The sequence below is a fragment of the Bacterioplanes sanyensis genome (genome assembly GCF_014652515.1).
Lineage (GTDB): Bacteria > Pseudomonadota > Gammaproteobacteria > Pseudomonadales > Oceanobacteraceae > Bacterioplanes > Bacterioplanes sanyensis.
On sequence record NZ_BMYY01000010.1, the window covers coordinates 59,816 to 82,898 of the forward strand.

Annotated in this window: 25 protein-coding genes and 1 pseudogene; 19 read left to right on the forward strand and 7 right to left on the reverse strand. The window is 54.9% G+C overall.

Annotation, left to right across the window (positions count from 1 at the left end):
* Nucleotides 1-63 precede the first annotated feature (63 nt).
* The 4 genes and pseudogenes from IE090_RS18075 to pilG form a co-directional block, all read right to left on the reverse strand.
* Nucleotides 64-763, reverse strand: a pseudogene (locus tag IE090_RS18075) (type IV pili methyl-accepting chemotaxis transducer N-terminal domain-containing protein); the annotation flags it as partial.
* Between the two features lie 236 nt (nt 764-999).
* The gene (locus tag IE090_RS13690; RefSeq protein WP_189388982.1) at nt 1,000-1,524 is read right to left on the reverse strand and encodes a chemotaxis protein CheW; all 525 of its coding nucleotides are present in this window, start codon (nt 1,522-1,524) and stop codon (nt 1,000-1,002) included.
* Between the two features lies 1 nt (nt 1,525).
* Nucleotides 1,526-1,891, reverse strand: coding sequence for a twitching motility response regulator PilH (pilH, locus tag IE090_RS13695; RefSeq protein WP_189388985.1), 366 nt, complete (start codon nt 1,889-1,891; stop codon nt 1,526-1,528).
* A gap of 29 nt (nt 1,892-1,920) precedes the next feature.
* Nucleotides 1,921-2,304, reverse strand: coding sequence for a twitching motility response regulator PilG (pilG, locus tag IE090_RS13700; RefSeq protein WP_094059372.1), 384 nt, complete (start codon nt 2,302-2,304; stop codon nt 1,921-1,923).
* 193 nt (nt 2,305-2,497) lie between these two features.
* Between pilG and gshB the strand changes: the two genes are divergently transcribed.
* From gshB to IE090_RS13765, 13 genes are all read left to right on the forward strand, one after another.
* On the forward strand, nt 2,498-3,445 hold the full coding sequence (gene gshB, locus IE090_RS13705; protein WP_189388988.1) for a glutathione synthase: 948 nt from the start codon (nt 2,498-2,500) through the stop codon (nt 3,443-3,445).
* A 90-nt stretch (nt 3,446-3,535) separates the two neighbouring features.
* A complete protein-coding gene (locus IE090_RS13710) occupies nt 3,536-4,456 on the forward strand; it encodes an energy transducer TonB (protein ID WP_189388990.1) in 921 nt (306 codons plus the stop codon).
* Nucleotides 4,456-5,013: a YqgE/AlgH family protein gene (locus IE090_RS13715; RefSeq protein WP_189388993.1), complete on the forward strand. Its 558-nt coding sequence runs from the start codon at nt 4,456-4,458 to the stop codon at nt 5,011-5,013. The genes IE090_RS13710 and IE090_RS13715 overlap by 1 nt, the downstream gene beginning before the upstream one ends.
* Nucleotides 5,013-5,480, forward strand: a complete 468-nt coding sequence (ruvX, locus tag IE090_RS13720; RefSeq protein WP_189388996.1) for a Holliday junction resolvase RuvX — start codon at nt 5,013-5,015, stop codon at nt 5,478-5,480. The genes IE090_RS13715 and ruvX overlap by 1 nt, the downstream gene beginning before the upstream one ends.
* Entirely contained in the window at nt 5,467-5,961 is a 495-nt protein-coding gene (pyrR, locus tag IE090_RS13725) for a bifunctional pyr operon transcriptional regulator/uracil phosphoribosyltransferase PyrR (protein ID WP_189388998.1), read from the forward strand. Before ruvX ends, pyrR begins: the two co-directional genes overlap by 14 nt.
* Before the next feature lie 20 nt (nt 5,962-5,981).
* Nucleotides 5,982-6,962: an aspartate carbamoyltransferase catalytic subunit gene (locus tag IE090_RS13730; protein ID WP_189389001.1), complete on the forward strand. Its 981-nt coding sequence runs from the start codon at nt 5,982-5,984 to the stop codon at nt 6,960-6,962.
* Entirely contained in the window at nt 6,959-8,221 is a 1,263-nt protein-coding gene (locus IE090_RS13735; RefSeq protein WP_189389004.1) for a dihydroorotase, read from the forward strand. Before IE090_RS13730 ends, IE090_RS13735 begins: the two co-directional genes overlap by 4 nt.
* 23 nt (nt 8,222-8,244) lie before the next feature.
* Entirely contained in the window at nt 8,245-11,007 is a 2,763-nt protein-coding gene (locus tag IE090_RS13740) for a class I adenylate cyclase (protein ID WP_189389005.1), read from the forward strand.
* A gap of 93 nt (nt 11,008-11,100) precedes the next feature.
* Nucleotides 11,101-11,220, forward strand: coding sequence for an LPS translocon maturation chaperone LptM (gene lptM, locus IE090_RS18010; RefSeq protein ID WP_189389008.1), 120 nt, complete (start codon nt 11,101-11,103; stop codon nt 11,218-11,220).
* Nucleotides 11,220-12,467: a diaminopimelate decarboxylase gene (gene lysA, locus IE090_RS13750; protein WP_189389011.1), complete on the forward strand. Its 1,248-nt coding sequence runs from the start codon at nt 11,220-11,222 to the stop codon at nt 12,465-12,467. Before lptM ends, lysA begins: the two co-directional genes overlap by 1 nt.
* Before the next feature lie 9 nt (nt 12,468-12,476).
* Nucleotides 12,477-13,310, forward strand: coding sequence for a diaminopimelate epimerase (gene dapF, locus IE090_RS13755; protein WP_189389014.1), 834 nt, complete (start codon nt 12,477-12,479; stop codon nt 13,308-13,310).
* 8 nt (nt 13,311-13,318) lie between these two features.
* Nucleotides 13,319-13,987 (forward strand): DUF484 family protein, encoded by a 669-nt coding sequence (locus tag IE090_RS13760; protein WP_189389017.1) that lies wholly within the window; start codon nt 13,319-13,321, stop codon nt 13,985-13,987.
* Nucleotides 13,987-14,685 (forward strand): HAD family hydrolase, encoded by a 699-nt coding sequence (locus IE090_RS13765; protein WP_189389020.1) that lies wholly within the window; start codon nt 13,987-13,989, stop codon nt 14,683-14,685. The genes IE090_RS13760 and IE090_RS13765 overlap by 1 nt, the downstream gene beginning before the upstream one ends.
* Nucleotides 14,686-14,908: 223 nt before the next feature.
* Here IE090_RS13765 and IE090_RS13770 read toward each other — a convergent pair whose 3' ends face one another.
* Nucleotides 14,909-15,106: a hypothetical protein gene (locus IE090_RS13770; RefSeq protein WP_189389023.1), complete on the reverse strand. Its 198-nt coding sequence runs from the start codon at nt 15,104-15,106 to the stop codon at nt 14,909-14,911.
* Nucleotides 15,107-15,234: 128 nt separating this feature from the next.
* Nucleotides 15,235-17,115, reverse strand: a complete 1,881-nt coding sequence (gene speA, locus IE090_RS13775; protein WP_189389025.1) for a biosynthetic arginine decarboxylase — start codon at nt 17,113-17,115, stop codon at nt 15,235-15,237.
* A gap of 138 nt (nt 17,116-17,253) precedes the next feature.
* On the opposite strand from speA, the gene speE reads away from it, so the two are divergent.
* Nucleotides 17,254-18,120 (forward strand): polyamine aminopropyltransferase, encoded by an 867-nt coding sequence (gene speE / locus IE090_RS13780; RefSeq protein WP_189389028.1) that lies wholly within the window; start codon nt 17,254-17,256, stop codon nt 18,118-18,120.
* A gap of 48 nt (nt 18,121-18,168) precedes the next feature.
* On the opposite strand, the gene IE090_RS13785 is transcribed toward speE, so the two are convergent.
* On the reverse strand, nt 18,169-18,576 hold the full coding sequence (locus IE090_RS13785; RefSeq protein WP_189389030.1) for a c-type cytochrome: 408 nt from the start codon (nt 18,574-18,576) through the stop codon (nt 18,169-18,171).
* 155 nt (nt 18,577-18,731) lie between these two features.
* Between IE090_RS13785 and IE090_RS13790 the strand changes: the two genes are divergently transcribed.
* The 5 genes from IE090_RS13790 to IE090_RS13810 all read left to right on the forward strand — a co-directional run bounded on the left by IE090_RS13790 (nt 18,732) and on the right by IE090_RS13810 (nt 23,025).
* Complete coding sequence (locus tag IE090_RS13790) at nt 18,732-19,829, forward strand: transglycosylase SLT domain-containing protein (RefSeq protein WP_189389033.1); 1,098 nt, start codon at nt 18,732-18,734, stop codon at nt 19,827-19,829.
* A gap of 97 nt (nt 19,830-19,926) precedes the next feature.
* On the forward strand, nt 19,927-20,103 hold the full coding sequence (locus IE090_RS13795) for a YnbE family lipoprotein (RefSeq protein WP_189389036.1): 177 nt from the start codon (nt 19,927-19,929) through the stop codon (nt 20,101-20,103).
* A gap of 14 nt (nt 20,104-20,117) precedes the next feature.
* On the forward strand, nt 20,118-20,438 hold the full coding sequence (locus tag IE090_RS13800; RefSeq protein ID WP_189389039.1) for a YdbL family probable chaperone protein: 321 nt from the start codon (nt 20,118-20,120) through the stop codon (nt 20,436-20,438).
* Between the two features lie 14 nt (nt 20,439-20,452).
* A complete protein-coding gene (locus IE090_RS13805; protein ID WP_189389041.1) occupies nt 20,453-21,049 on the forward strand; it encodes a LemA family protein in 597 nt (198 codons plus the stop codon).
* A gap of 2 nt (nt 21,050-21,051) precedes the next feature.
* The gene (locus IE090_RS13810) at nt 21,052-23,025 is read left to right on the forward strand and encodes a M48 family metallopeptidase (protein WP_189389043.1); all 1,974 of its coding nucleotides are present in this window, start codon (nt 21,052-21,054) and stop codon (nt 23,023-23,025) included.
* Nucleotides 23,026-23,083: the final 58 nt, after the last annotated feature.

The following is a 23,083-nucleotide window of genomic DNA, read 5'->3' on the forward strand; positions in this document are numbered from 1 at the left end:
TCTGCAGTTGGTTACGATCACCCGCATCTTCTTGTATTTGCACTGCCAAGTCTGAGGTTAACTGCAGCAGTTTCTGGGAGTCGTCAAAGATTTGGTCAGATGCTTCACGCACTTGGAACAGTTCTGGGGACGTTTCCAGAATTTCATCGACCGAGCCATTTACGAAGGCGAACAGCTCATCAACCTCACCCAGAGCAAAGACCGCTTCTTCGTCCGTCACCTGAGAAATGTTCATGGCCACGTTGCCGTCGATCATGCCGTTCAATACGCGTCCAAACAAGGAGGCGTCACGGCCAAAGGCATCCGCGGCCATCACTGCGTCTTCACCACCCGCCAATACTTTGTTAACCGAGCGGACGATACGCTCTGCCAGCCAAGATTGACGTTGAGCAACAGCCACCTGTTCAGCAGGGGCATTATTATCGAGCAAGATTTCTACAATCTCGTCATATTCCACCTGCAATTGAGGAATGGTTTCCGACAATGTGGCGGCAACCTCGTGGAGAGAAAGAATAATGTCGCGCGAGCGTACAATTTGACCAGCGTTTTCGTTAACGTCGTCCCATACAGTCTGGACAGCATCCATGCCCTCAAAATCCGCGCGAGGCAGGCCGGCCGCATCATTACCAGAGGTCAGGTAACGCCACCGCTGCTCGAAGTTTTCACGAGCGGTGCGCAACTCGCGGAAAGCCTCTTCTTTACCGCCCGCAGCCTCAGTAGCGTTCTTTGCCAGCTCCTGAGACAAAACCCGCAGCTCGTTAGCGTGCTCAATGTATTGCTCATCTTTGCTGGTTTCGTTGTTTACGTACACCGTGATACCAATAAAGGCCACTAGGAACGCAACCAGCAAACCCGCAAAGACACCGTTTAGACGGTTTCGGAATACCGCCGCTACGACGTTTCCTTGTTTTCCGCTCATGCCGTTCTCTCCACAATCACTGCATGCTTTGTTTTCTGATAGCTACAGCATTCACTGTAGAATCATGTTCACCGCGGTGTTTAGACCGCAATCTGCAAAAACTCCGGCGACTGGATCAGCTGCCGGAGTTGAAATACTGGCCAAGTTTTACCTTGGCGTAGATAACACTGCTCGACGTAACCAGCATAGGCCGAATCGAGATTATCAGGTGACTGTACATCGTCTTCAGGGAATTGCTGTAAGCCCAACACGGCATCAACCATCAAACCGGTAAGGTGATCGCCTTCTTCCACGACCAGCACACGACGATTACGCCAGTTAGCTTTTGACGGCAATTGCAGCAAACCGGCCAAGTCCATCACTGGTACCAAACGTCCACGGACATTGGCTACACCAAGTACCCAACTGCGCACACCTGGGACACGCGTCATACGCGGCGGCTGAAGAATCTCAGCCACATCCTCCATGTCGGCAGCGAAGCTTTGCCCCGCTACCATAAATCCAACGCCCCGCCAATAGCGGACGGCCTCGACCTGCTGTGGCAGGTCAGAGGCATTGCGCCGACTTCTTTCGGCAATATCCAGAAGTTGCGCAAAGGGAGTCATATCAGCCTGCCATTACCGAGTCGATTTCAGACAGCAACGTCGCTTCCGTTACCGGTTTCACCAAGTAACCCACCGCCCCTTGGCGCTTGCCCCAAACTCGATCAGTTTCTTGATCTTTGGTGGTCACAATAATGACCGGGATATTTTTGGTTTCGTCATCCTTGGTCAATTGGCGAGTCGCTTGAAAGCCATTCAAACCTGGCATCACGATATCCATTAACACCACGTCAGGCTTTTCCTGACGTGCTTTGGCAACACCATCGGCGCCATTTTCAGCCGTGATCACCTCATGGCCGTTATTTTCGAGCATTGCACTGAATGCTTTAATTTCGGTGGGAGAATCATCAACTACCAAGATGCGGGCCATGCCTACTTCCTCATTAAACTATTGTCGACTCAGGAATTAACGTATTGGCGAATTGAGCTCAGCAGCTCTTCTTTGCTGAACGGTTTGGTCAGGTACTCGTCTGAGCCAACGATTCGACCTTTCGCTTTATCAAACAAACCATCCTTACTGGATAGCATAATGACAGGCGTCGACTTGAACTTGGAATTGTTCTTAATCAGGGCACAGGTCTGGTAGCCATCGAGACGCGGCATCATGATATCGACAAAAATGATATCGGGATGGGTATCGGCAATCTTGGCGAGGGCATCGAAACCATCTGTCGCTGTGATGACTTCACAGCCTACTTTTTTCAACAGAGTCTCGGCCGTACGACGAATCGTCTTACTATCGTCGATGACCATGACCTTAACATTCTGAAAGTTGTCGTCCATAGAGGGCCCTTAACCATCCGTTCTGAAACTGATTGAAGCACTGTGACCACGCAGGTGACGCCTTCGCGCACTTTTGTATCACACATTGGTATACCAAACCAGAAGCGATCAACGCCAACACTGTTGCACCATTAACTTGCGTCAATGGGTTACACTGTAGCCGCTTTTTTCACTACTGGCGGAGCACCACTGCATGACTATTCATCTGGGTGTGGTCATGGATCCGATTGAGGACATCCATTATCACAAGGATACCTCTTTGGCGCTGTTAAACGCGGCACAAAGTCACGGTTTTGAACTTTGGTACATGGAACAAGCGGATTTATACATATCTGATGGTCGCGCCATGGCACGCATGGCACCTTTAAAGGTTTTTATGGACGAAAGGCAGTGGTTTGAGCGTGGAGAGTATCGCGAGGCACCACTGGCGGATCTCAACATCATTCTAATGCGCAAGGACCCCCCCTTCGATAGCGAGTTCATTTACAGCACCTATATATTGGAGCGTGCCGAGCAAGAGGGCGTACTGGTTGCCAACAAACCGCAGAGCTTACGTGATTGCAATGAAAAGCTGTACGCCACGGCTTTTCCGCACTTGATGACCCCAACTCTAGTAACCCGACGCCCTGATTTATTAAAGGCATTTCACCGCGATCACCAAGATGTGATCTTTAAGCCCCTCGATGGCATGGGTGGCTCGTCGATTTTTCGCTTAAAAGCGGATGACCCCAACGTCAGCGTGATTATTGAAACCCTCACCAACGAGGGGCAGCAGCAGATCATGGCGCAACGTTTTATTCCGCAAATCAGCGCTGGCGACAAACGCATCCTGATGATTAACGGGAAGCCCGTTCCCTATTGCTTGGCTCGCATCCCAGCCTCCGGCGAAACGCGCGGCAACTTGGCAGCAGGTGGGCGCGGCGTCACGCAGCCACTGTCGGATGAAAACCGAGCCTTGGCAGAAGAGATCGGACCGTTCCTGCGCGAGCGCGGCCTGTATTTTGTTGGCCTTGACGTGATTGGCAATCAACTCACCGAAATCAACGTCACCAGCCCAACCTGTGTGCGCGAGATCAGCCGCGATTCAGGCATTGATGTCGCCGCCCAGTTGATTGAGTGTTTGGCATCACAAATCCGCTAACAATCCGTGCTTGGCCGCACCATAGCGGTGGACAAACTCGAACCTAAAGCGCAGACTTTGCCGTTATTTTTGCAGGTCTGTTCTTAGGTTATGTCCACTGCTTTCACCCTGGCTGACGACGTACAGCCATTGCCCGCCACTGTCACAACGAATGTGCCGGATCGCCTTAGCTTCGCTCTATTTTTGGCACTTGCCGTCCATGCGCTACTGATTCTTGGCGTTACCTTTGCGCCGCAAGAAGACAGTCAGATGGCGACCACCTTGGAAGTAACGCTGGCCAATTACAAAAGCGACAAAGCGCCTGATGAAGCCGATTTTATCGCCCAAGAAAACCAGCAGGGCAGCGGTACTTTAGAAGAAGCTAAGCTGCTGACAACCGACAAAGAGGCAGACTTCCACGACAACGACATTCGCCAAACGTCGCCGGAAGAGCAGCTCGCCAGCGCCCCTAAAAAGCAGCTGACCGAGCAACAACAAGTCAATACCGACAGTGATAATCGTCGCAAGGTGCGTGAGCTCAATAGCGAAGCACCAACACCGAGCACGGATTTACCCGATGGCCCCAAGCAGTCTTTACTGCAGCGCAGCTTAGAAATGGCCAGCTTAGAGGCCAAACTAGACAGCCAACGCCAAGCTTATGCTCGCCGCCCACGCGTGCAGCGCTTAACCGCCGCTTCCACCATGAAGGCCAGCGACGCTTATTATGTCAATAATTGGCGCCGTGACATTGAACGCGCGGGCGCACGCAACTACCCGCGTGAAGCAAAAGACTGTGTGAACGACTGCCAGCTGCGACTGCTGGTCGCCATTCGCCCCGATGGCAGCATTGCTGAGCTGACCGTTTTGGAATCATCTGGGCGCAAGGTTTTGGACGATGCCGCCAAGCGCATCGTACGTCAGTCGGCCCCCTTTGCACCTTTTACTGACGAAATGCGTCGCGATTTTGATATCCTAGAGATTATTCGAACTTGGCAGTTCAAAGGCAATCGCTACATTTCGGAAGCCGGTTAATGCAGCAACTGAAAACTCTCAGACACCAACTACTCATCGCCATGCCTGGCCTGCATCAGGATTGGTTTGCCGGTAGCGTGGTGTATTTGTGTGAGCACGGCGACGACGGCGCCATGGGCTTAGTGCTTAATCGCGTCATGCCCGTCACCTTTCACGACATTTGCGAGCAGCTCGAGATTGAACGCCAACCCGGTGTGCAGCCTGCGGTCTTGTGTGGCGGCCCAGTCAGCCCAGAAACGGGTTTTATTCTGCACCGTGAGCCGGGCAACTGGACTTCCACCTTGAGCATCGGCCAGCACTGCCATCTAACCTCATCGAAAGATATTCTGCGCGCCATTGCTGCTGGCACCGGGCCGGAATCGTTCCACCTAGCACTGGGTTACGCCGGCTGGGATGGCGAGCAACTGGAGCGCGAGTTGCGCGACAATGCTTGGCTGACGGTTGAAGCCGATGATGAGCTGTTGTTTCGCACCCCTACCCAAGTACTGTACGACCGAGCCCTGCAACGTCTGGGCATCAGCGCCGAATTTTTAAGCCAGGAGGCCGGGCACGCTTAATGAGCCACCCCAAGTTACAACGATTGATGGCCTTTGATTTTGGTACCAAGCGTATCGGCATCGCCGTCGGTCAGCGTCTAACAGGCACAGCACAAGCGCTAACGCCCATCAAAGCCCGCGACGGTATTCCCGACTGGCAACAACTGCAGCAAATCATAAACGAGTGGCAGCCCGATGGCTTTGTCACCGGCTTGCCACTCAACATGGACGGCAGCCGCAGTGAGATGAGCCAGCGCGCCGATAAATTTGCCCGACGTTTAGAAGGGCGTTACCACCGGCCTTCAGTGACTCACGATGAGCGCTTAACCAGTTTCGAAGCCAAAGGCATGGTCATGGCCGACAGCGGTGAACGTGACTTTGGCAAACATTCCGTCGACGGCCTGGCCGCCCAGCTGATTTTAGAAAGCTGGATGAACGAGCACCCCTGGCCGCCTTTAGCCGAAGAGAGTTCCGATGAGCCTGCCTGATATCGACCAGCTGTTAGATAGCCTTGAACAGCAACTGCGAGAACACCTCAATCATCATCAAATTGAACAACCACTGCTGGTGGGTATTCGTACCGGTGGTGTTTGGATAGCCGAACAACTGCAACAACGCCTGCAATTGGAAGGCGAGCTGGGCATCTTAGACATCAGTTTTTATCGCGACGACTTTACTCGCCACGGTTTGCATCCGCAGGTCAAAGGTTCAGAACTGCCCGATAGCATCGAAGACCGCAGCATCATTCTGATCGATGATGTCATCAAAAGCGGCCGCACCATACGTGCCGCCATGAATGAGCTGTTTGACTACGGTCGCCCAGCCCGCATCAGCTTGCTAACGCTGCTGGATGTGGGCCAGCGCGAGTTACCAATACAACCCGACATCTGTGGCCATCGTTTGTCCCTCAACGACGGGCAAATCGTTAAGCTGAGCGGCCCACAGCCTTTGACCCTTAGCCTGTCCTGACGCTGATAGAGAGACACCACATGACCCATCCGAGCCAGGTCCAACTGACCGCCGACGGCCGGCTAAAGCACTTCCTGACAACGGAAGGCCTAAGCCGTGAGCTGTTAACCGAAATTCTCGACACCGCCGACTCATTTATCAGCACGCAAGAGCGGGCGGTCAAAAAAGTACCTTTGCTGCGCGGCAAAACCGTGGTGAACCTGTTTTTTGAAAACAGCACTCGCACCCGGTCTACCTTTGAGCTGGCAGCCAAACGGCTTTCGGCCGACATTCTTAACCTCGACATCGCCCGCTCGGCAACGTCCAAAGGTGAAACCCTGATGGATACGCTGTGGAATCTCGAGGCCATGTACAGCGACATGTTTGTCGTGCGCCATGCCGATTCTGGTGCCGCCCACTTTATTGCTGAGCAGGTCACGCCCGGTGTCGCCATTATTAACGCAGGTGATGGTCGCCATGCACATCCCACCCAAGCGATGCTGGATATGCTGACCATTCGCCGTCACAAACAACAGATTGAGGGCCAAGTGGTCGCCATCGTCGGCGACATACTGCACTCACGCGTTGCTCGCTCCCAAATCCACGCATTAAACACCCTAGGTGCCGCAGAAGTACGGGTGATTGGTCCTGCGACCCTGCTGCCACGCGACATCGAAGCCTTGGGTGCCAAAGCTTATTACCGCATGGAAGACGGTCTGAAAGACTGCGACGTGGTCATCATGCTGCGACTGCAAAAAGAACGCATGCAAAACGCCCTGCTGCCCAGCGAAAGTGAGTTTTTCAAACTCTACGGGCTAACGGAACAGAAGCTGGCACTGGCCAAACCCGATGCCATCGTGATGCACCCAGGGCCCATTAACCGCGGCGTTGAAATCGAGTCCGCCGTTGCCGATGGCGAGCAATCCGTTATTTTAAATCAGGTCAGTTACGGCATCGCCGTGCGTATGGCAGTCATGGCCATGGCCATGAGCGGCCAGCAAACCGAGGAGAATGCCCAATGAGCAGTTTTGTCATTCGTCAGGCTCGCTTGATTGACCCTAGCCAACAACGCGATGAAATCACCGACATTCGCATTGCCGGCGGAAAAATTGACGCCATCGGCGCCGACCTCAGCGGCAGCAACAGCATTGATGCCTCCGGCCTTTGGCTGACGCCTGGCTTTATCGACCTGGGTGGCCACCTGGCGGAGCCTGGCTATACCCAAAAAGGCAGCATCGCCAGCGAAACCAAGGCCGCCAGCCGCAGTGGCTTTACCCATGTGTGCGCTTTGCCCGACAGCAAGCCAGTGGCCGACAGCGCTGCTGTGATCCAGCTGATTCGAGAAAAAGCCGAGCAAGCCGGAAGCGCCGAAGTATTGCCTTTAGGCGCCCTAACCCAAGGTCTGGAAGGTGAGCAACTGGCCAACATGTTTAGCTTGTCTGAAGCCGGCTGCGTGGCGATGAGCAACGCGCGCCAGCCAATCAAAGACAGCTATGTGCTGCGTCGCTTGCTTGAGTACGCAGCCACCTACGATTTGCCCGTTTTCTTAACCGCCAATGATGCTGCGCTCGCCGCCGGCGGCTGCATGCACGAAGGCCCAGTCAGCACTCGTTTGGGCCTGGCAGGCATTCCAGAAACCGCAGAAACAGCTGCACTGGCACAGATTATATTGCTCGCCGAGCAAGTGCCGGTGCGCCTGCACATCAGCCAAATCAGCTGCGCCCGCAGCATTGCCATGCTGCGCAATGCCCGCAGCCGCGGTCACGACATTACCGCCGATGTGCCACTGGCCAACCTGCTGTACACACAAGACACAGTGCACGGCTATAACAGCCAGTTTCACGTGCAGCCGCCACTGCGCAGTGAAGACGATCGCCAAGCTTTATTGGCAGCCGTGGCAGCGGGCGAGTTAGCCATCAGCAGCAACCATCGCCCACACGAAATTGCTGCCAAAAAAGCGCCCTTTGCTGATGCCGAAGCCGGCCTGAGCATGTACGACTACTTTTTACCGTTAGCAATGTCATTGCTGGGCGAGCAGCTCGACATAAGTGCGTTGGTTCGCAGTTTGACGCAGTTGCCAGCGCAGGTACTGGGCCGCCAGGCAAATCTGGCGCTAGGCAGTGCAGCCAACCTAGTGTTAATCGACCCGCAGCAGTCACTCACAGCAAGGCGCTCTGAGCTGCTGTCACGCGGCGGTAACATCAGCTGTCGGGGCGAGGTTTTGACCGGTCAGGCAACGGCCGTTATGCGCAACGGTCACTGGATTTATCAGGCAGACTAACCCTCAGACACTATACTGAAGGCATGGATTTTTCCCCTGCCGTCAGTGCCAACGACCTACACCGCTGGCATCAGTCTTTTCTGCTACTTAACCGGGCTCGACTGCAGCGAGCCCGGGATCGTATGACACCCCGTCAGCAGCTGGTACTCAACGCCCTCCCCTTATTGCTCCACATCAACCACCCGCGCTTGCCTGGTTTTATTCACCATAAAGTCATTGCTGGCATTAGCCAATTTAGCGCCACCAGCGAGCAACAACAGGCTCTGCAGCAACTGGCTCGCGGCATCAGCCTGCCGCGCAGCAGTTACGACGCCAAGCTCCACGGCGTGTATTTAATGGGCAGTGTCGGCTCGGTAGCACAAAGTTCTAGTAGTGATCTCGATGTTTGGCTGTGCCATGACGAAGCATTGGCCCAGGATGAACTAGCAGAGCTGCAGGACAAATGCGCGCTGATCGAAAGCTGGGCCAAGCAACAAGGCTGTGAGCTGCATATTTTTTTAATGAATTTAAGCGAGTTTCGCCAAGGGCAGCATCGCTCTGCCGAGGGCGAAGACTGTGGCAGTACCCAGCATATTTTGCTGCTCGATGAGTTCTATCGCAGCGCCGTGTGGCTAGCCGGTAGACAACCGCGCTGGTGGTTAATACCCAACGAATACGAGCGCAAGGCAGAGCTTTATTGGCAGTTTCTGGTCAATGAAATGCAGGTTCATCCAGAACAGTGGCTGGATTTTGGTGCCATTCCAACCATCCCAGTGGCTGAGTTCATCGGCGCCGCTTTATGGCAGCTGAGCAAAGGCCTAAGTGCACCTTACAAAGCACTGTTAAAACTGCTGCTCAATCGCCACTACGCCAGCCAATACCCGAATATTCGGCCACTGTGCTGGGATCTCAAAGACCAAGTGCACGCGGGCAATGCCGATGCCAATGAGTGCGACGCCTATATCCTGGTTTTGCGCCGTATCAGCGAACAACTGGCACAAGAGGGCAATCAACAACGCATCGAACTGGCGCGACGTGCCTTCTACTTTAAAGCTCACCTGCGCCTGACCCAGTTATCGCGCCAGCAAAGCAACAGCTGGCGGGCACAGACGCTAAACCAGCTCACCCAAGAGTGGGGCTGGAACAAATATCAGCTGGAGGATCTCGATCAGCGCGAACAATGGTGGCCCACCCAGGTAGCGCAGGAGCGTCACGCCCTGATCAGCGAAATGCTCAGCAGTTATCGCCTGATCGCCAACTTCAGCCAAAAACATAGCCATCAAGTGCGCGTGAGTCGCCGCGATATGCGCCTGCTCGGCAATCGCTTGTATGCCGCGTTCGATGCCAGACCCGGTAAAATCCTCGACATTAACCCTGGTATTGTTAGCAACTTAGGGCAAGAAACCTTACACCTGAACCTGTGCAATAACGATGATCAACATCCCAACTGGCAGTTAGTGGTCGGCCACTGGCAAGAGCAACAAATTCGCCCGCAGCAAGTTCTCAAGCAATCACCCAGTCTGATGGAGCTTTTATGTTTTGCCCAGTTTAATGGTTTGGTAACGCCGCATACGCGACTGCGCATTCATCCAACCAACAACCCGCTGTCTAGCTACCATGTACAGGATTTGCTACAGCGAGTGCTGGCATTACACCATCAGCCCGCCACCAGCAGCGACCTACAACAGCCAGCTCAACCCTGCAGTTGGCATCTGTTTATCAATGTCGGCATTGATCCGCAGCATCAACTAAGCCGCAGAGGTATGCAAAAAGTCTCTAATCGTGATGACGCTTTGGGCTACAGCGCCGCCCACGACAACCTCATCATGACGGTGGATTTATTAACCATTAACAGTTGGGGCGAGTGGCATCTGCATCGCTTTAGTGGTGAAGCGGCCATGCTCAATTGTTTACAGCACTTGCTGCAGTGGCTGCCACTGGCGCGCCGCCAAGGCTGGCCGAGTATTGTCAGCCATAGCCTCTCCCGCACCCATGCTGGCGCCATTGCCAAGCGTGTCGAGCAACTGCTGGCCGACGTACTGCCTCACTTTGCTGAGCATCCTCGTAGCCCTTATTTAATCGAAGTGGCAGAGCAATACTATTTACTCGAATGCCAGCATGATGGCCCCAAGTTGCTCAAAGCCGATAGCAGTCGTCATTTACTGCAACTGCTGCGCCGCCCGCGTGAGCAATATACGGCCTACGTTTTTGATCGCGCTGCGTTGCCTGGCAGCCCGCTACGCTGGGTATTTGAACGCAGTCGCCGAGGGCTGTGGCAACTGTTTTATTGGCACCAGAAGCAAATGATGCATTTTTATTTTTTGGATGAACGTGGCGCACTCTTACACCATTCCGTCGAAGTTAATGACACCTTGCACCCGGTATTGCCGGTGCTGCGCTTCCTGCGTCAGCTGGATCAGCGCTGGCAGCTGCAGCAGCAGCGCAGTGCTCGCAAACTGATGCTGTTTGAGCTAAAGCGCCGCCCTAACAGTCACGCCTTTGAGCTCAAGCGCAAGCGTTTACCTGAAGTGGCAGAGCAGACTGCCAGTATCGATCTGCGCGCCATTCTCGACCAACACCAGCAACCCACCCTGTATTGCAACAGCGAAGAATTTAGCATCTGGCAGTACGGTCACGATCTTTATACCGCCGTCGCTGCTAAAGTCATGCAACTACGCAGCCCAGGCAGTGATTATCCTTGCTACCTAACAGACGTAGAACTGTCTGGTAATGATCAGGTGATTGACCACCTCAACGCTAAGTTTCGCTTGGAGCAGCAGCTGAATCTGGTCCTCAATGCCGAGTAAGTAACGCCGAGACACACTGCGCCTTTGTCCTTATACTAAGCCCTTTTCGCTGCCGCCCTGTGTACCAGTGGCGGCGCTGTTCCGGAGGGTCTGATGCCAATACGCCTGTTGTTGCTACTGAGTTGTATCGTCACAGTGACGGCTTGTGGCCAAAAAGGTGACCTGTATCTGCCCGATCAAACTCCGCCACCAGCCACGGAATCGCAGCCCTGATGTCAGTTTTTACTTACCGCGATGGTACTTTGCACGCTGAAAACATCGCCCTCACCGAGATCGCCGAGCAGTTTGGCACGCCGTTATACGTTTACTCTCGCCAAGCGCTAGAACAGCACATGCGCGACTACCAGCAAGCATTGGGAGACTGGCCGGGGATGATTTGTTATGCGGTAAAGGCCAACTCTAACCTGGCCGTGCTCAATGTCTTGGCCCGCTTAGGAGCTGGCTTTGACATTGTGAGCCAGGGTGAGCTGGAGCGCGTTCTGGCCGCCGGTGGCGAGCCTAACCGCATTGTTTTTTCCGGTGTCGGCAAGCAAGCCAGTGAAATGCAAAGAGCGCTGGAAGTGGGCGTACATTGCTTTAACGTTGAGTCCGAAGCAGAGCTGGAGCGGCTGAGCCAGGTGGCTGTTGCAATGGGGAAAGTTGCCCCGGTATCACTGCGCATCAATCCGGATGTCGACGCCCAGACCCACCCTTATATTTCTACCGGCCTGAAAGACAACAAGTTCGGCATTGCCATTGATGACGCGGTGCGCATTTACCAACACGCCGCCACGTTGCCGGGCTTGATCATCAAGGGCGTGGATTGCCACATCGGCAGCCAACTCACCGACATTGCGCCCTTCTTGGATGCCCTCGATCGCCTACTGCTGCTGATTGACCAATTAGCCGAACATGGCATCAACATTGAGCACCTCGATTTAGGCGGTGGCTTGGGAGTCACCTACCGTGACGAACAGCCAACATCGATTGGCGACTTTATTCACGCCGTAAAACAGCGCATGGCAGGCCGCTCACTGCAACTGCTGTTCGAACCCGGCCGTTCTATTGCCGCCAATGCCGGTGTGTTCCTGACTCGGGTCGAGTATTTAAAGCTCAGCGAACACAAAAACTTCGCCATCATCGACGGTGCCATGAACGATCTGATTCGCCCGTCGCTGTACAGCGCCTGGCAGAACATTGTGCCCGTTGTCGAGCACAGTGACGCAGCGCCACGCTGCTACGACGTCGTTGGTCCAGTGTGTGAAACTGGCGATTTTCTCGGCAAAGACCGCGATCTAAGCATTGCGGCAGGCGACTTATTGGCCGTCATGTCTGCCGGCGCCTATGGCTTTGTAATGGCCTCCAATTACAACACTCGTGGTCGACCAGCGGAGGTCATGGTCGATGGCGATCAACTCCACTTGGTGCGCCAGCGTGAAACCATTGCCGAGCAGTTTGCTCACGAGCAACCGTTGCCTTAAGGAGTCGGCATGTGGCTTAAATTCAGTAAAATGCATGGCCTGGGCAATGACTTTATGGTGGTCGATCTGATCACCCAAAACGGTCATATTCATGCCGATAAGATTCCCGCTTTGGCCCACCGCCATACGGGCGTTGGCTTCGATCAGTTATTGCTGGTCGAAAAGCCAACTCAGCCGGAAGTCGATTTTCGCTATCGCATTTTCAATGCCGACGGCAGTGAGGTCGAAAACTGTGGCAATGGTGCCCGCTGTTTTGCCCGCTTTGTGTTCGATCAGCACCTGACCGGTAAACGCCAAATCCGCGTTGAAACGGCGACCGGGATCATGGAGCTCAAACTCACCGATGACAAAGACGTCGTCGTTGATATGGGCAAACCCATTCTGACACCTGCCCAAATTCCGTTTAACGCCGAGCAGTTTGCAGCGCAGTACAGCATCGAGGTGGACGGCATCGGTGCCGTTAACTTGGGCGCGGTCTCCATGGGCAACCCCCATGCTGTGATTCGTGTCGATGACATTGACCAGGCGCCAGTGGCACACTGGGGTAGCTTGATCGAGCCGCATACGGCCTTCCCAAATAAGGTGAATGTTGGCTTTATGCAGGTCATCAATGAGCACGAAGTGCGCTTGCGCGTGTTTGAGCGCGGAGTCGGTGAAACCTTGGCCTGCGGAACCGGTGCCTGTGCCGCCGTGGTGTCTGGTCAGCTGCGCGGTTGGCTCAAACCTGGCGTTAAAGTCTCACTGCCAGGTGGCGATTTATGGATTGAATGGGATGGCGACCAGGGTCATGTGCACATGACCGGCCCAGCGACGCCTGTATTTGAAGGTCGAATGAACGTATAGAGGACAGCATGAGCCAGCTCCACCTGACGGATGACGATGTAAAGCAATACCTGCAGGATCACCCCGACTTTTTTGTCGGCAAAGACGACCTGCTGATGCAACTGCGCATCCCGCATAACGCCGGCCCAGCGACATCGTTGGTTGAGCGCCAGCTTTCGATTCATCGCGAGCGCAATGTGGAGCTGCGCCAGCGCTTATCCGACCTGCTGGAAAATGCCCGTCGCAACGATCAACTGTTCGCCAAAAGCCGGCGCTTGGTATTGGCGTTGGTCGAAGCGGAAAGCTGGCTCGGTGTACAAGCCGCGCTGGACGATTCTCTGCGCAATGACTTTGGCGTCGATAGTTGGGCCATGTTGCACTTTACTGAGCGCCAGCTCGAAGCCCCTTTAATTACCCTGCGCTCAGCCGAGCGACAACGGCAAATTTTACGGCTGTTTAAAGGCCACCGCGCCGTCTGCGGTCAGTTTCCCGGTCAAGACATCGCCGCATTGCTGGGCAATCAGAGCACCGACTGCCAATCCGTGGCGGCGGTGCAGATTCGCGGCCAAGACAACAATGGTGTGCTGACCATCGCCAGCCAAGACCCAAACTACTACCGCAGCTCAATGGATACGCTGTTTTTGGATTACATCGCCGATTTGTTGGCGCTGCGCCTGCCACAGATTCCGGTGGTGTGATGCAGCCAGACGTTATTTGCCTCGACCTCGACCATACCCTGTGGGATACCGACCCTGTGATTGTGGCGGCTGAGCACGCCACCTACGACTGGATCGCTACGCACTGCCCAACGGCAGCCGAGTGCTACACCTTGGATGCACTGCGCGAATACAAAAACGCCATTGCTGAAAGCTATCCGCAGTGGCGCCATCAAGTGTCGAAACTGCGCCGCGAAGTGTTACGGCGAGTATTTTTACAAGCGGGCCTGCAAAATGAACAGGCCGAGTTGATGGCGCACAAAGCCTTTGCGGTGTTTTATCACGCCCGCAGCCAGGTCAATTTGTTTGATGGCGCCTCCGATGCGCTGCAACAATTGGCGCAATACGCACCCTTGGTAGCGGTGACCAACGGCAATGCCGACCTCAGTATTGCTGGCATCGATCACTTATTCAGCGGCCATTTTTCTGCCGAAAAAATCGGTGCAGCCAAACCCGAGCCGGATCTGTTTCTCGCGGCATTGGAGCACTGCGGCGCCAGTGCGGCTAACAGCGTGCACGTGGGCGATCATCAAGAGCAAGATATTGTCGCGGCGGCGCGGCTAGGCATGAAGACCGTATGGGTGAATCTCAGCGACGCGCCATGGGCTGAAAGTGAATGCCGGCCGGATCAGGAAATCAATCACTTAAGCCAGCTGCCTGCGGCCATTGCTGCCATCTAGTAGACCGCTAGGCCAAACCGCTCTGGTGTAGCATCCAAAAAGCAGAAAACACCAGCAGCGCAATCGCCGCGGGAATGGCATTAAGACGTTGGCGTTGTTTGCGGGCTTGTTGCGAAGGCATAAGCAAGCGCTCAATCGTTGATTGGCTTTGCAGCTTAGCAAGGTAACCGGTAAATAACAGTGGCCCGGCCCGACATCGGGCCGGTTGGCCGCTCGGGCCTCATCAAATCGGCCGACTGCCATAACTGCTTTGTGGCTTACGTGGTGGATCGGCCATCACGTTGTTGTCGATCTTTTGAATTTGACCGCCACGCGCCAGAAATGCCTCGACATCACTCTGCACAGCTTTGCGTAACTGCTCGCGGCTGGTGACGCTGTCACCCTTGTTATCGTCGTCTTGGTAGTTCAGTTCTTCGGCCATATGCCCCTCCCAGCAGACGTTGTTGGAAAGTTGCCGTGTGCGGCTTTGTAGTTATAGACCAGCCATCACACTTCGCCAGCGATTTGCCCAAGCTGGCGATCAATTTCCGACCAACGTGCAACCGCAGGCTACTCACCCAAATAGGTGTAGGCCGTCAACGCCTCGCTGAGCTCAGCAAATAACTGCTGATGGTCACCTTCTGGCAGCGCCGATGAGGCAACCTGCTGCTGCAAACGCTCGCGAATATCGTCGGCGGCGTAGTTGACGTAGGCCAGCACCGTTTGCAAATCATCGCCGTGTTGCGCGTGTTGCAGCCGGATCTCACCCTGCTGGCTATCAACCACGACCGAATCTGTGTCGCCAAACAGGTTGTGTAAATCGCCAAGAATTTCTTGATAAGCGCCGACCATAAAGAACCCGAGGCAGTCACCACGTTCGATGCCTGGCAAAGGCAATGAGGCCGCGATGCCGTCGGCGTCGACATACTGATCGATACGGCCGTCCGAGTCACAGGTAATGTCCTGCAGTACGCCGCGCGCTGTGGCAGGCTGATTGAGCCGTGCCAAGGGCACCACAGGGAAGATCTGATCGATGCCCCAGATATCCGGCAGCGACTGGAACAGTGAGAAGTTCACGAAGACTTTATCGGCCAGCTTTTCGTGTAACTCATCGAGCAGTGGTCGATGACTGCGATTACTCGGATTTAAGCGTTGCTTCAGCAACAACCCAACGCTGCGATACAGTGCCTCTGCTTGCGCGCGCTCGTGCAGTCGATACAAACCATGGCTGAATGCCGTTTGAGCATCGCTCATCCAATGCTGCACATCGTGATACAGCTCCACCAACGAGCGTGGACTCAGCTCCTGCTGTAACTGCTGCCAAGCGGTGTATAAGTGCTGCAGCTCCGTCGGGGCCTCTGCGGCGGGTGCTTCTGGCGTCTCGGCTGCTGGGCTTTCATGGTCGATGACTTGAGCCACCAATACAGCGTGATGAGCGGTCATGGCACGGCCGGATTCGGTAATCAGGCCAGGCATGGGCACGTCTAACTCACGGCAAACATCAGCAAAGGCAGACACCACGTTGCGCGCATATTCGGTCACGCTATAGTTCATCGAGCAGTAGCTGCGCGAGCGCGTACCTTCGTAATCCACACCTAAGCCGCCGCCCACATCCAGCCACTGGATTGGCACCTGCAAGCGCACTAACTCCGCAAATAAGCGGCTGCACTCGCGCAACCCAGTGTGAATATCGCGAATATTGGCCAACTGCGAGCCCAAATGAAAATGCAGCAATTGCAAACACGCCAGCTGCCCCTGTTGCTGCAGCTGTTGTACCACCGCCAGCATTTGATCGGCAGCCAGACCAAATTTGGATTTCTCACCGCCGGTATTCTGCCAATTGCCTTTGCCAATGGTTGCCAAGCGGGCACGAATGCCCAAGCGCGGGCTCACCCCCAGCTCTTTTGCCTGGGCTAAAATCAACGGCAGCTCGGACAGTTTCTCGATCACCAAAAACACCTGATGGCCGAGCTTTTCGGCTAGCAAAGCCAAGCGAATAAAATGGCGATCTTTATAGCCGTTACACACAATCAAACCCGGCTGCTCACCCAACTGTGACAACACGGCAATCAACTCAGGTTTACTGCCCGCCTCCAAGCCAACGCGCTCACAACCGGCCAAGCGCTGACCCTGTACTACCTCGGCCACTACCGGTTGTTGCTGATTCACCTTGATCGGATACACAGGCACAAATGGGCCGTCATACCCCAGCTCATTGCGCGCCTCAGCAAAGGCGTCCACCAAGGTTTGCACACGATGATGAATAATACCGGGAAAGCGCACCAGCAACGGCAAGCGTAAACCTTGTTGCTGTGCTTGATGTATGACCTGCTGCAACACCACCGGTGGCTGCTGTGGTTGCGGCCGAACGCAGAGCTGGCCATCGGCATTAACACTGACGTAACCATCGCTCCAGTAAGGTAGGTTGTAATCTTGCACAGCTTCAGACATAGCGAACAACTCAGCAGGGGCCCAGCGACGCTTGGCGTCTTTTGGGGCTTAGGTTATTGTGGCGGCCAATTGTACTCCCCACCGGAGCGGCAGCAATATCTGCCGCTCTGTTTCTGAACTGCTGTGAGATTAGCTGCTATGACACACCCTTTGGCCGCAGGCTGGTTTACCGAAGTATTCGACCAACAAGGCTCGGCCTTTTCGCTCAAGGTAAAACAGCATCTGGAACAGGTCACCAGTGAGTTCCAGACCATTGATATGTACGACACCGAGACCTTCGGCAAGCTGATGGTCATTGATGGCTGTACCATGGTCAGCAGCCGCGAAAACTTTGTTTATCACGAGATGATGGCGCATGTGCCGCTGTTCGCGCACCCTGCGCCGAAGCGCGTGGCCATTATCGGTGGCGGTGACTGCGGCACCTTGCGCGAGGTACTTAAGCATCCGACGGTGGAAGTGGCTTATCAAATCGATATTGATGAGCAAGTCACGCGCATGGCCGAGAAGTACTTTCCGGAGCTGTGTGAGTCCAACCAAGACCCTCGCGCGCAAATTCTGTTTGCTGACGGCATCGACTGGGTCAAACAGCGCGAAGCCGGCTCATTGGACGTCATCATCATCGACAGCACCGACCCCGTCGGCCCTGCAGAAGGCTTGTTTGCGGTCGATTTTTACCGCGATTGCATGCGCGCCTTAGCGGCCAACGGCGTTGTGGTACAGCAAAGTGAATCACCGCTGTACCACAGCGACAGCATCATCAAAAAAATCCACCTCGATATGGGCGAGGCCGGGGCCAGCAGCAGTCATACCTTCCCCTTCCCTCAGGTCATCTACCCATCCGGCTGGTGGAGTTGCACCTTAGCCAGCAAAGGCGGCGATGCCACTGAGTTTCGCATTGAAGACGCCGCCAGCAAGCCGTTTAAGACCCAGTACTACAATGCCGAAATCCACGCCGCCGCCCTGGCTTTACCCGAGTTTATGAAGCGCTCGCTGCAGCTCGATTAGATACAAAAAAGCCGCTCAGTGAGCGGCTTTTTTCATGCGGCGAGGCGCTTATTCACGGCCTGACATATACTTGATGGCTGCTAGGATTTCATCATCAGAACAATCCATGCAGTTGCCTTTAGGCGGCATGGCGTTGATGCCGTTAATGGCATTTTGCCAAGTGGTGTCCATGCCTTTAGCCAAACGCTCATCCCAAGCAGCGGTATCGCCTGTTTTTGGCGCACCCAGAACGCCCATGCCGTGACAAGCGGTACAGGCAGATTGATAAACTTCCTCGCCAGAGCGCGGCTCACCGCCAGCAACCACAGCAGCACCGCCACAATCGGCACCGACACAAACCTCACCTACTGGCTTAATGCGCTCACGGATTTTTTCGGCTTCACTTTCGGTCAATGCAGTCGCCTGAGCAGCGACAACCGTCGCGGCTGCCAGAATCAGTGCTTTCAGTTGTTTCACGTAACTGTCCTCTCTTAAGCTATCTCGGCATGGCGTCTGAACGCCGGAACGGAAACCGCACCGTCAGGACAGACTCCTGATTAATAGTCGGGCAATTATAACGGCATTTGGTGGGGGTTTAAATTGACCCAACTCGTACACAGGGAAATATCACCATGCAGCGACGACAATTCATCACCCGCCTGACCGCCCTGGGACTGTTAGCGGCTTGGGGTACCAAAGCAACAGCACAAAGCTTTGCCGACTACCAGCAAACGCTGCAGCAGCAGTTTCAGCAACGCCACGACGACTGGACGCAATACCGCCAGCGCTACCAGCAAGCCGTTGCTCGCCACCAACAACAGCTGCAGCAGCAGTGGCAACACGTCTGGCTCAGCAGTCGTCGCCAGTGGGTGAGTCACAGCGATGATGGTCAAAGCCGCGTCCGGGTGGATTATCAACAACGTCGAATCGACATGACCCTGCGCCAGCCCGGTATGAACCAGCAGCAGCTGGAACAACAGTGGCGCCAACAGCTGAAAGCATTACAACAACAAAGCTACCGCCAGGCGGTCGCCAGCGATCCAACCTTGCTAACCCCGCCAACACAGGGCCTACCCGAGACCCCAGTATTGGCACTGCCCGACTGGCAGCCTGACTTTAGCCAAGCGCGGCAAAATACAGACAGCGATGGCATTCATATCAGCATTGATTTGCCCGCATCTCAGGGCTTGTTACCTCCCGAGGCGCAAACCTTACTGCCACTGATACGGCGTTCAGCCAACAAATGGCAAATCCCCATTCCTCTGGTGCTGGCCATTATGCAAACGGAATCGTCGTTTAACCCAATGGCACGCAGCCCTGTGCCCGCCTTTGGCCTGATGCAAATCGTGCCAGCAACGGCTGGGCGAGATGCCAGCAAACATGCTCTAGGGCAAGAGCGGTTACTGAGAGCCGGAGAGCTAATGCAGCCAGCGCTGAACATTGAACTTGGATGTGCGTATTTAAACTTGTTAGAGCGCCGCTATTTGGCAGCGGTACAGCATCCACAAAGCCGCCGCTGGTGCGTGATTGCGGCCTACAACACAGGCGCTGGCAATGTCGCTCGCGCCTTTCGCGGCAATCATTCCGTAGCGGCGGCGGCAGCGCGCATCAATGCCCTCACACCGGCACAAGTGTTCCAACATTTGCACCAGCACCTGCCTTATGCCGAGACTCGGCGCTATATCGTTAAGGTAGAGAAAGCATTGTCGGCCTATGCTGGCGTTAACTGATCGCGCTCTAAGTCACAAAGGCGCGGTTAGGCGAGCACCAATGCTTGCATTCATAACCGGCCTCGCTAGAGTGACTTTTTTACTTGGAATCAACGCCATGAAAGCCTTGTTGCTGATCGCGCTACCGCTGCTGACCTGTGCTTGCACGGTGCAGATGGCGGCGCCTGAAAAACCCATTACCATCAATCTCAATGTCAAAATTGAGCACGAGGTCCGAGTCAAAGTAGAAAAACAACTGGACGACCTGTTCCAGCAAGAAGATGAGCTGTTCTGAGGCGGGAGATAGATATGCTACGACCTTTTTTATTGCTACTAAGCCTATGCTTGAGCGTTTCAGCTTTGGCCCTCGACCTTGATCAGGCCAAAGCCGACGGCTTAGTTGGCGAGCAACGTGATGGTTACTTAGGCGTCGTCACCAGCGGCCATAGCGAAGCGGCGCAGCTGGTGCAACGCATCAATCACAAGCGTAAACAAAAATATTTGGAAATCGCCGATCAGCAAAACACGGCGCTAGCCAATATTGAACGCATCGCCGGCGAAAAACTCACCGCCCGTGCAGCACAAGAAAACACCCCTTATCAAACCCCTGATGGCCAGTGGGCCCAATAACGGAGAAACAACACATGGATATTTCCACCATTGTCATTCTGGTCGTCATCGCTTTGCTGGTGGTGTATGTCATCGGCATCTACAACAAGCTGGTGACCTATAAAAACCGCTACGAAAACAGCTTTGCGCAAATTGAGGTGCAACTGAAACGACGCTACGACCTCATCCCCAACCTGGTCGAAACCGCGAAAGCCTATATGCAGCACGAGCGCGAAACGCTGGAGGCCGTGATCAGCGCCCGCAACGAAGCCGCCGCAGGCCTAAAAGCCGCCTCACAGGCACCAGGTGGCAAAGCCGCCATGCAACAGCTAGCCGGCGCAGAAGGCGCACTCAGCGGCGCTTTGGGGCGCTTAAACGTGGTGATGGAAGCCTACCCAGACCTGAAAGCTAATCAGAACATGATGCAAGTCAGCGAGGAGTTAACCACCACCGAGAACAAGGTCTCGTTTGCGCGCCAAGCATTCAATGATGCGGTAACCACTTACAACACCTTTCGCCAGTCGTTCCCGCCGGTTGTGTTCGCCGGTATGTTTGGTCATGGCAGCGATGCAGAGCTGCTGGAGTTCGCCGATTCTGCCGAAATTCAGGCAGCACCCAAGGTATCCTTTTAACGATGGATTTTTTCTCGCAGCAGGACCAGGCCCGCAAGCGCACCAGCCACCTGGTGCTGCTGTTTGTGTTAGCAGTCGCGGTGTTGACCGTACTGGTTAACCTAGTGGTGGCCGCGGCACTGTGGGGTTTTGATGAACATTTAGTCGGTCAGTATCAGGACGTCACAGCCGCCGCGGGGCGCGGCTATATGCCCGGCCGTCTGGGCTTGTTCGCCTATGTTACCTGGCAGCAATGGTTGGCGATCAGTGCGGGCGTATTGGCCGTGGTAGGCGGCGCCAGCCTGTTCAAATGGTTATCGCTTAAAGGCGGTGGTCAGCGTGTGGCTGAAATGCTCGGTGGACGTTTGGCGGCCACCAATACCGACAATTTCTATCAGCGCCGTTTGCTTAATGTGGTGGAAGAAATGGCCATTGCCGCAGGCATGCCGGTGCCGCCGGTATACATTCTGCCCGACGACAGTATCAATGCCTTTGCCGCTGGCTACCAGCCGTCCGATGCGGTGATTGGCGTTACCCGTGGAGCCATTGAAAAACTATCGCGCGAGCAGCTGCAAGGTGTGATCGCCCATGAATTCAGCCATATCCTAAATGGCGATATGCGCCTTAACATTCGCTTGATGGCGATGCTGTTCGGCATTTTATTTATCGGCCTGATCGGCCGAATGATATTGGATGCCGCGCTACATAGCCGCAGTCGCTCCAGCAAAGAAAACAATACTTTGCCGCTGTGGGCCATCGGCATTGCACTGATCGCCATCGGCTACAGTGGCGTGTTTTTTGGCAATCTCATCAAGGCCGCCGTCTCGCGCCAACGAGAGTTCTTAGCCGATGCCTCAGCGGTGCAGTTTACTCGCAACCCAGAAGGCATTGCCGAAGCACTCAAAGTCATAGGCCATGGCTCCGGCAGCGAAATCAGTAGCACCGAGCGCGAAGAAACCGCCCATTTGTTTTTTGGCCAAGCCGTGCCCTGGCGCTTTGGCTGGTTTCATACCCACCCGCCTTTAGAAGAGCGAATTCGGCGCTTAGATAAGCAATGGGATGGTCGCTTCTTGCCACCGCAATCTCCCGAAGCCGCCACCGCTGCCGACCCAGAGCTAGCAAAGTCTTCAAACCTGGCCGAGACCGTTGGCATGGTGGCGGCGGCCGCGGTTGCAGCCAATAGCAGTGCAGGTAGCCAAGACACCAGCACTGACGTGACTGAGCCAGAGTCACCAACAAACGCCCAAGCTCAGCCGCCATCCACGGCCCTGCAAGATGCTGCGCGCGACCCCTATACCGCCCGAGCGCTAATTTATAGCTTGTTGCTGGCCGCCCCTACCGCCAATGAACACGAGCAACAGTTAGACATAGTGCGTCAGCATCAAGGCCAAGATGTGTACCGCTGGTTGCTGCGCCTGCATCAAGCGGTACAAGCACTGCCACGGCAACATCATTTGCCGTTAGTTGAAACGGCCATTCCAGCACTGAAGCAGCTCTCCGCCAGTCAGTACCAAGCCTTTCGTACCACCTTGGTCAAGTTGGCCAAAGCCGATGGCAGCATCGATATTTTTGAGTGGTGCCTGTATCGCTTAATCCTGCAATACCTTGAACCCGTGCACGGCGATGTGCGCCCAGCCAAAGCACGCTATGGCCGCATCGATACCGTTATGGAACCAGCCGCGATCGTACTCAGCTATTTGGCTTACTATGGTCATAGTAACGAGCCAGCAGCTCAAAATGCCTTCAAGCAAGGCTGCCAAGCTGCAGGAGTGGAGCTCAGTCTGCTGCCGAGGCCAACCCAGTTAAAGCCGCTAAACCAAGCCTTAGTGCAACTGCAGCAGGCCTACCCGCACGTCAAAGCGCGCATCATCAAAGCCTTGGTGGCTTGTGCCCAAGCCGACCAGCAACTACTCGATGTCGAGCTCGACATGGTGCGTACGTTCGCAGCCCTGCTAGAAACACCCGCCCCAGAGCTTATTCATACCCACACTTCATAGTTCCGCACCTGATTAACCGCCTCAAAGCTCTGGGGCGGTGCTGTGGTGAACCATCGGA

Coding starts and splice junctions, on each gene's coding strand:
- IE090_RS13690 (WP_189388982.1), bottom strand. CDS start 1,524: ATGACTCCCTTTGCGCAACTTCTGGATATTGCCGAAAGAAGTCGGCGC.
- pilH (WP_189388985.1), bottom strand. CDS start 1,891: ATGGCCCGCATCTTGGTAGTTGATGATTCTCCCACCGAAATTAAAGCA.
- pilG (WP_094059372.1), bottom strand. CDS start 2,304: ATGGACGACAACTTTCAGAATGTTAAGGTCATGGTCATCGACGATAGT.
- gshB (WP_189388988.1), top strand. CDS start 2,498: ATGACTATTCATCTGGGTGTGGTCATGGATCCGATTGAGGACATCCAT.
- IE090_RS13710 (WP_189388990.1), top strand. CDS start 3,536: ATGTCCACTGCTTTCACCCTGGCTGACGACGTACAGCCATTGCCCGCC.
- IE090_RS13715 (WP_189388993.1), top strand. CDS start 4,456: ATGCAGCAACTGAAAACTCTCAGACACCAACTACTCATCGCCATGCCT.
- ruvX (WP_189388996.1), top strand. CDS start 5,013: ATGAGCCACCCCAAGTTACAACGATTGATGGCCTTTGATTTTGGTACC.
- pyrR (WP_189388998.1), top strand. CDS start 5,467: ATGAGCCTGCCTGATATCGACCAGCTGTTAGATAGCCTTGAACAGCAA.
- IE090_RS13730 (WP_189389001.1), top strand. CDS start 5,982: ATGACCCATCCGAGCCAGGTCCAACTGACCGCCGACGGCCGGCTAAAG.
- IE090_RS13735 (WP_189389004.1), top strand. CDS start 6,959: ATGAGCAGTTTTGTCATTCGTCAGGCTCGCTTGATTGACCCTAGCCAA.
- IE090_RS13740 (WP_189389005.1), top strand. CDS start 8,245: ATGGATTTTTCCCCTGCCGTCAGTGCCAACGACCTACACCGCTGGCAT.
- lptM (WP_189389008.1), top strand. CDS start 11,101: ATGCCAATACGCCTGTTGTTGCTACTGAGTTGTATCGTCACAGTGACG.
- lysA (WP_189389011.1), top strand. CDS start 11,220: ATGTCAGTTTTTACTTACCGCGATGGTACTTTGCACGCTGAAAACATC.
- dapF (WP_189389014.1), top strand. CDS start 12,477: ATGTGGCTTAAATTCAGTAAAATGCATGGCCTGGGCAATGACTTTATG.
- IE090_RS13760 (WP_189389017.1), top strand. CDS start 13,319: ATGAGCCAGCTCCACCTGACGGATGACGATGTAAAGCAATACCTGCAG.
- IE090_RS13765 (WP_189389020.1), top strand. CDS start 13,987: ATGCAGCCAGACGTTATTTGCCTCGACCTCGACCATACCCTGTGGGAT.
- IE090_RS13770 (WP_189389023.1), bottom strand. CDS start 15,106: ATGGCCGAAGAACTGAACTACCAAGACGACGATAACAAGGGTGACAGC.
- speA (WP_189389025.1), bottom strand. CDS start 17,115: ATGTCTGAAGCTGTGCAAGATTACAACCTACCTTACTGGAGCGATGGT.
- speE (WP_189389028.1), top strand. CDS start 17,254: ATGACACACCCTTTGGCCGCAGGCTGGTTTACCGAAGTATTCGACCAA.
- IE090_RS13790 (WP_189389033.1), top strand. CDS start 18,732: ATGCAGCGACGACAATTCATCACCCGCCTGACCGCCCTGGGACTGTTA.
- IE090_RS13795 (WP_189389036.1), top strand. CDS start 19,927: ATGAAAGCCTTGTTGCTGATCGCGCTACCGCTGCTGACCTGTGCTTGC.
- IE090_RS13800 (WP_189389039.1), top strand. CDS start 20,118: ATGCTACGACCTTTTTTATTGCTACTAAGCCTATGCTTGAGCGTTTCA.
- IE090_RS13805 (WP_189389041.1), top strand. CDS start 20,453: ATGGATATTTCCACCATTGTCATTCTGGTCGTCATCGCTTTGCTGGTG.
- IE090_RS13810 (WP_189389043.1), top strand. CDS start 21,052: ATGGATTTTTTCTCGCAGCAGGACCAGGCCCGCAAGCGCACCAGCCAC.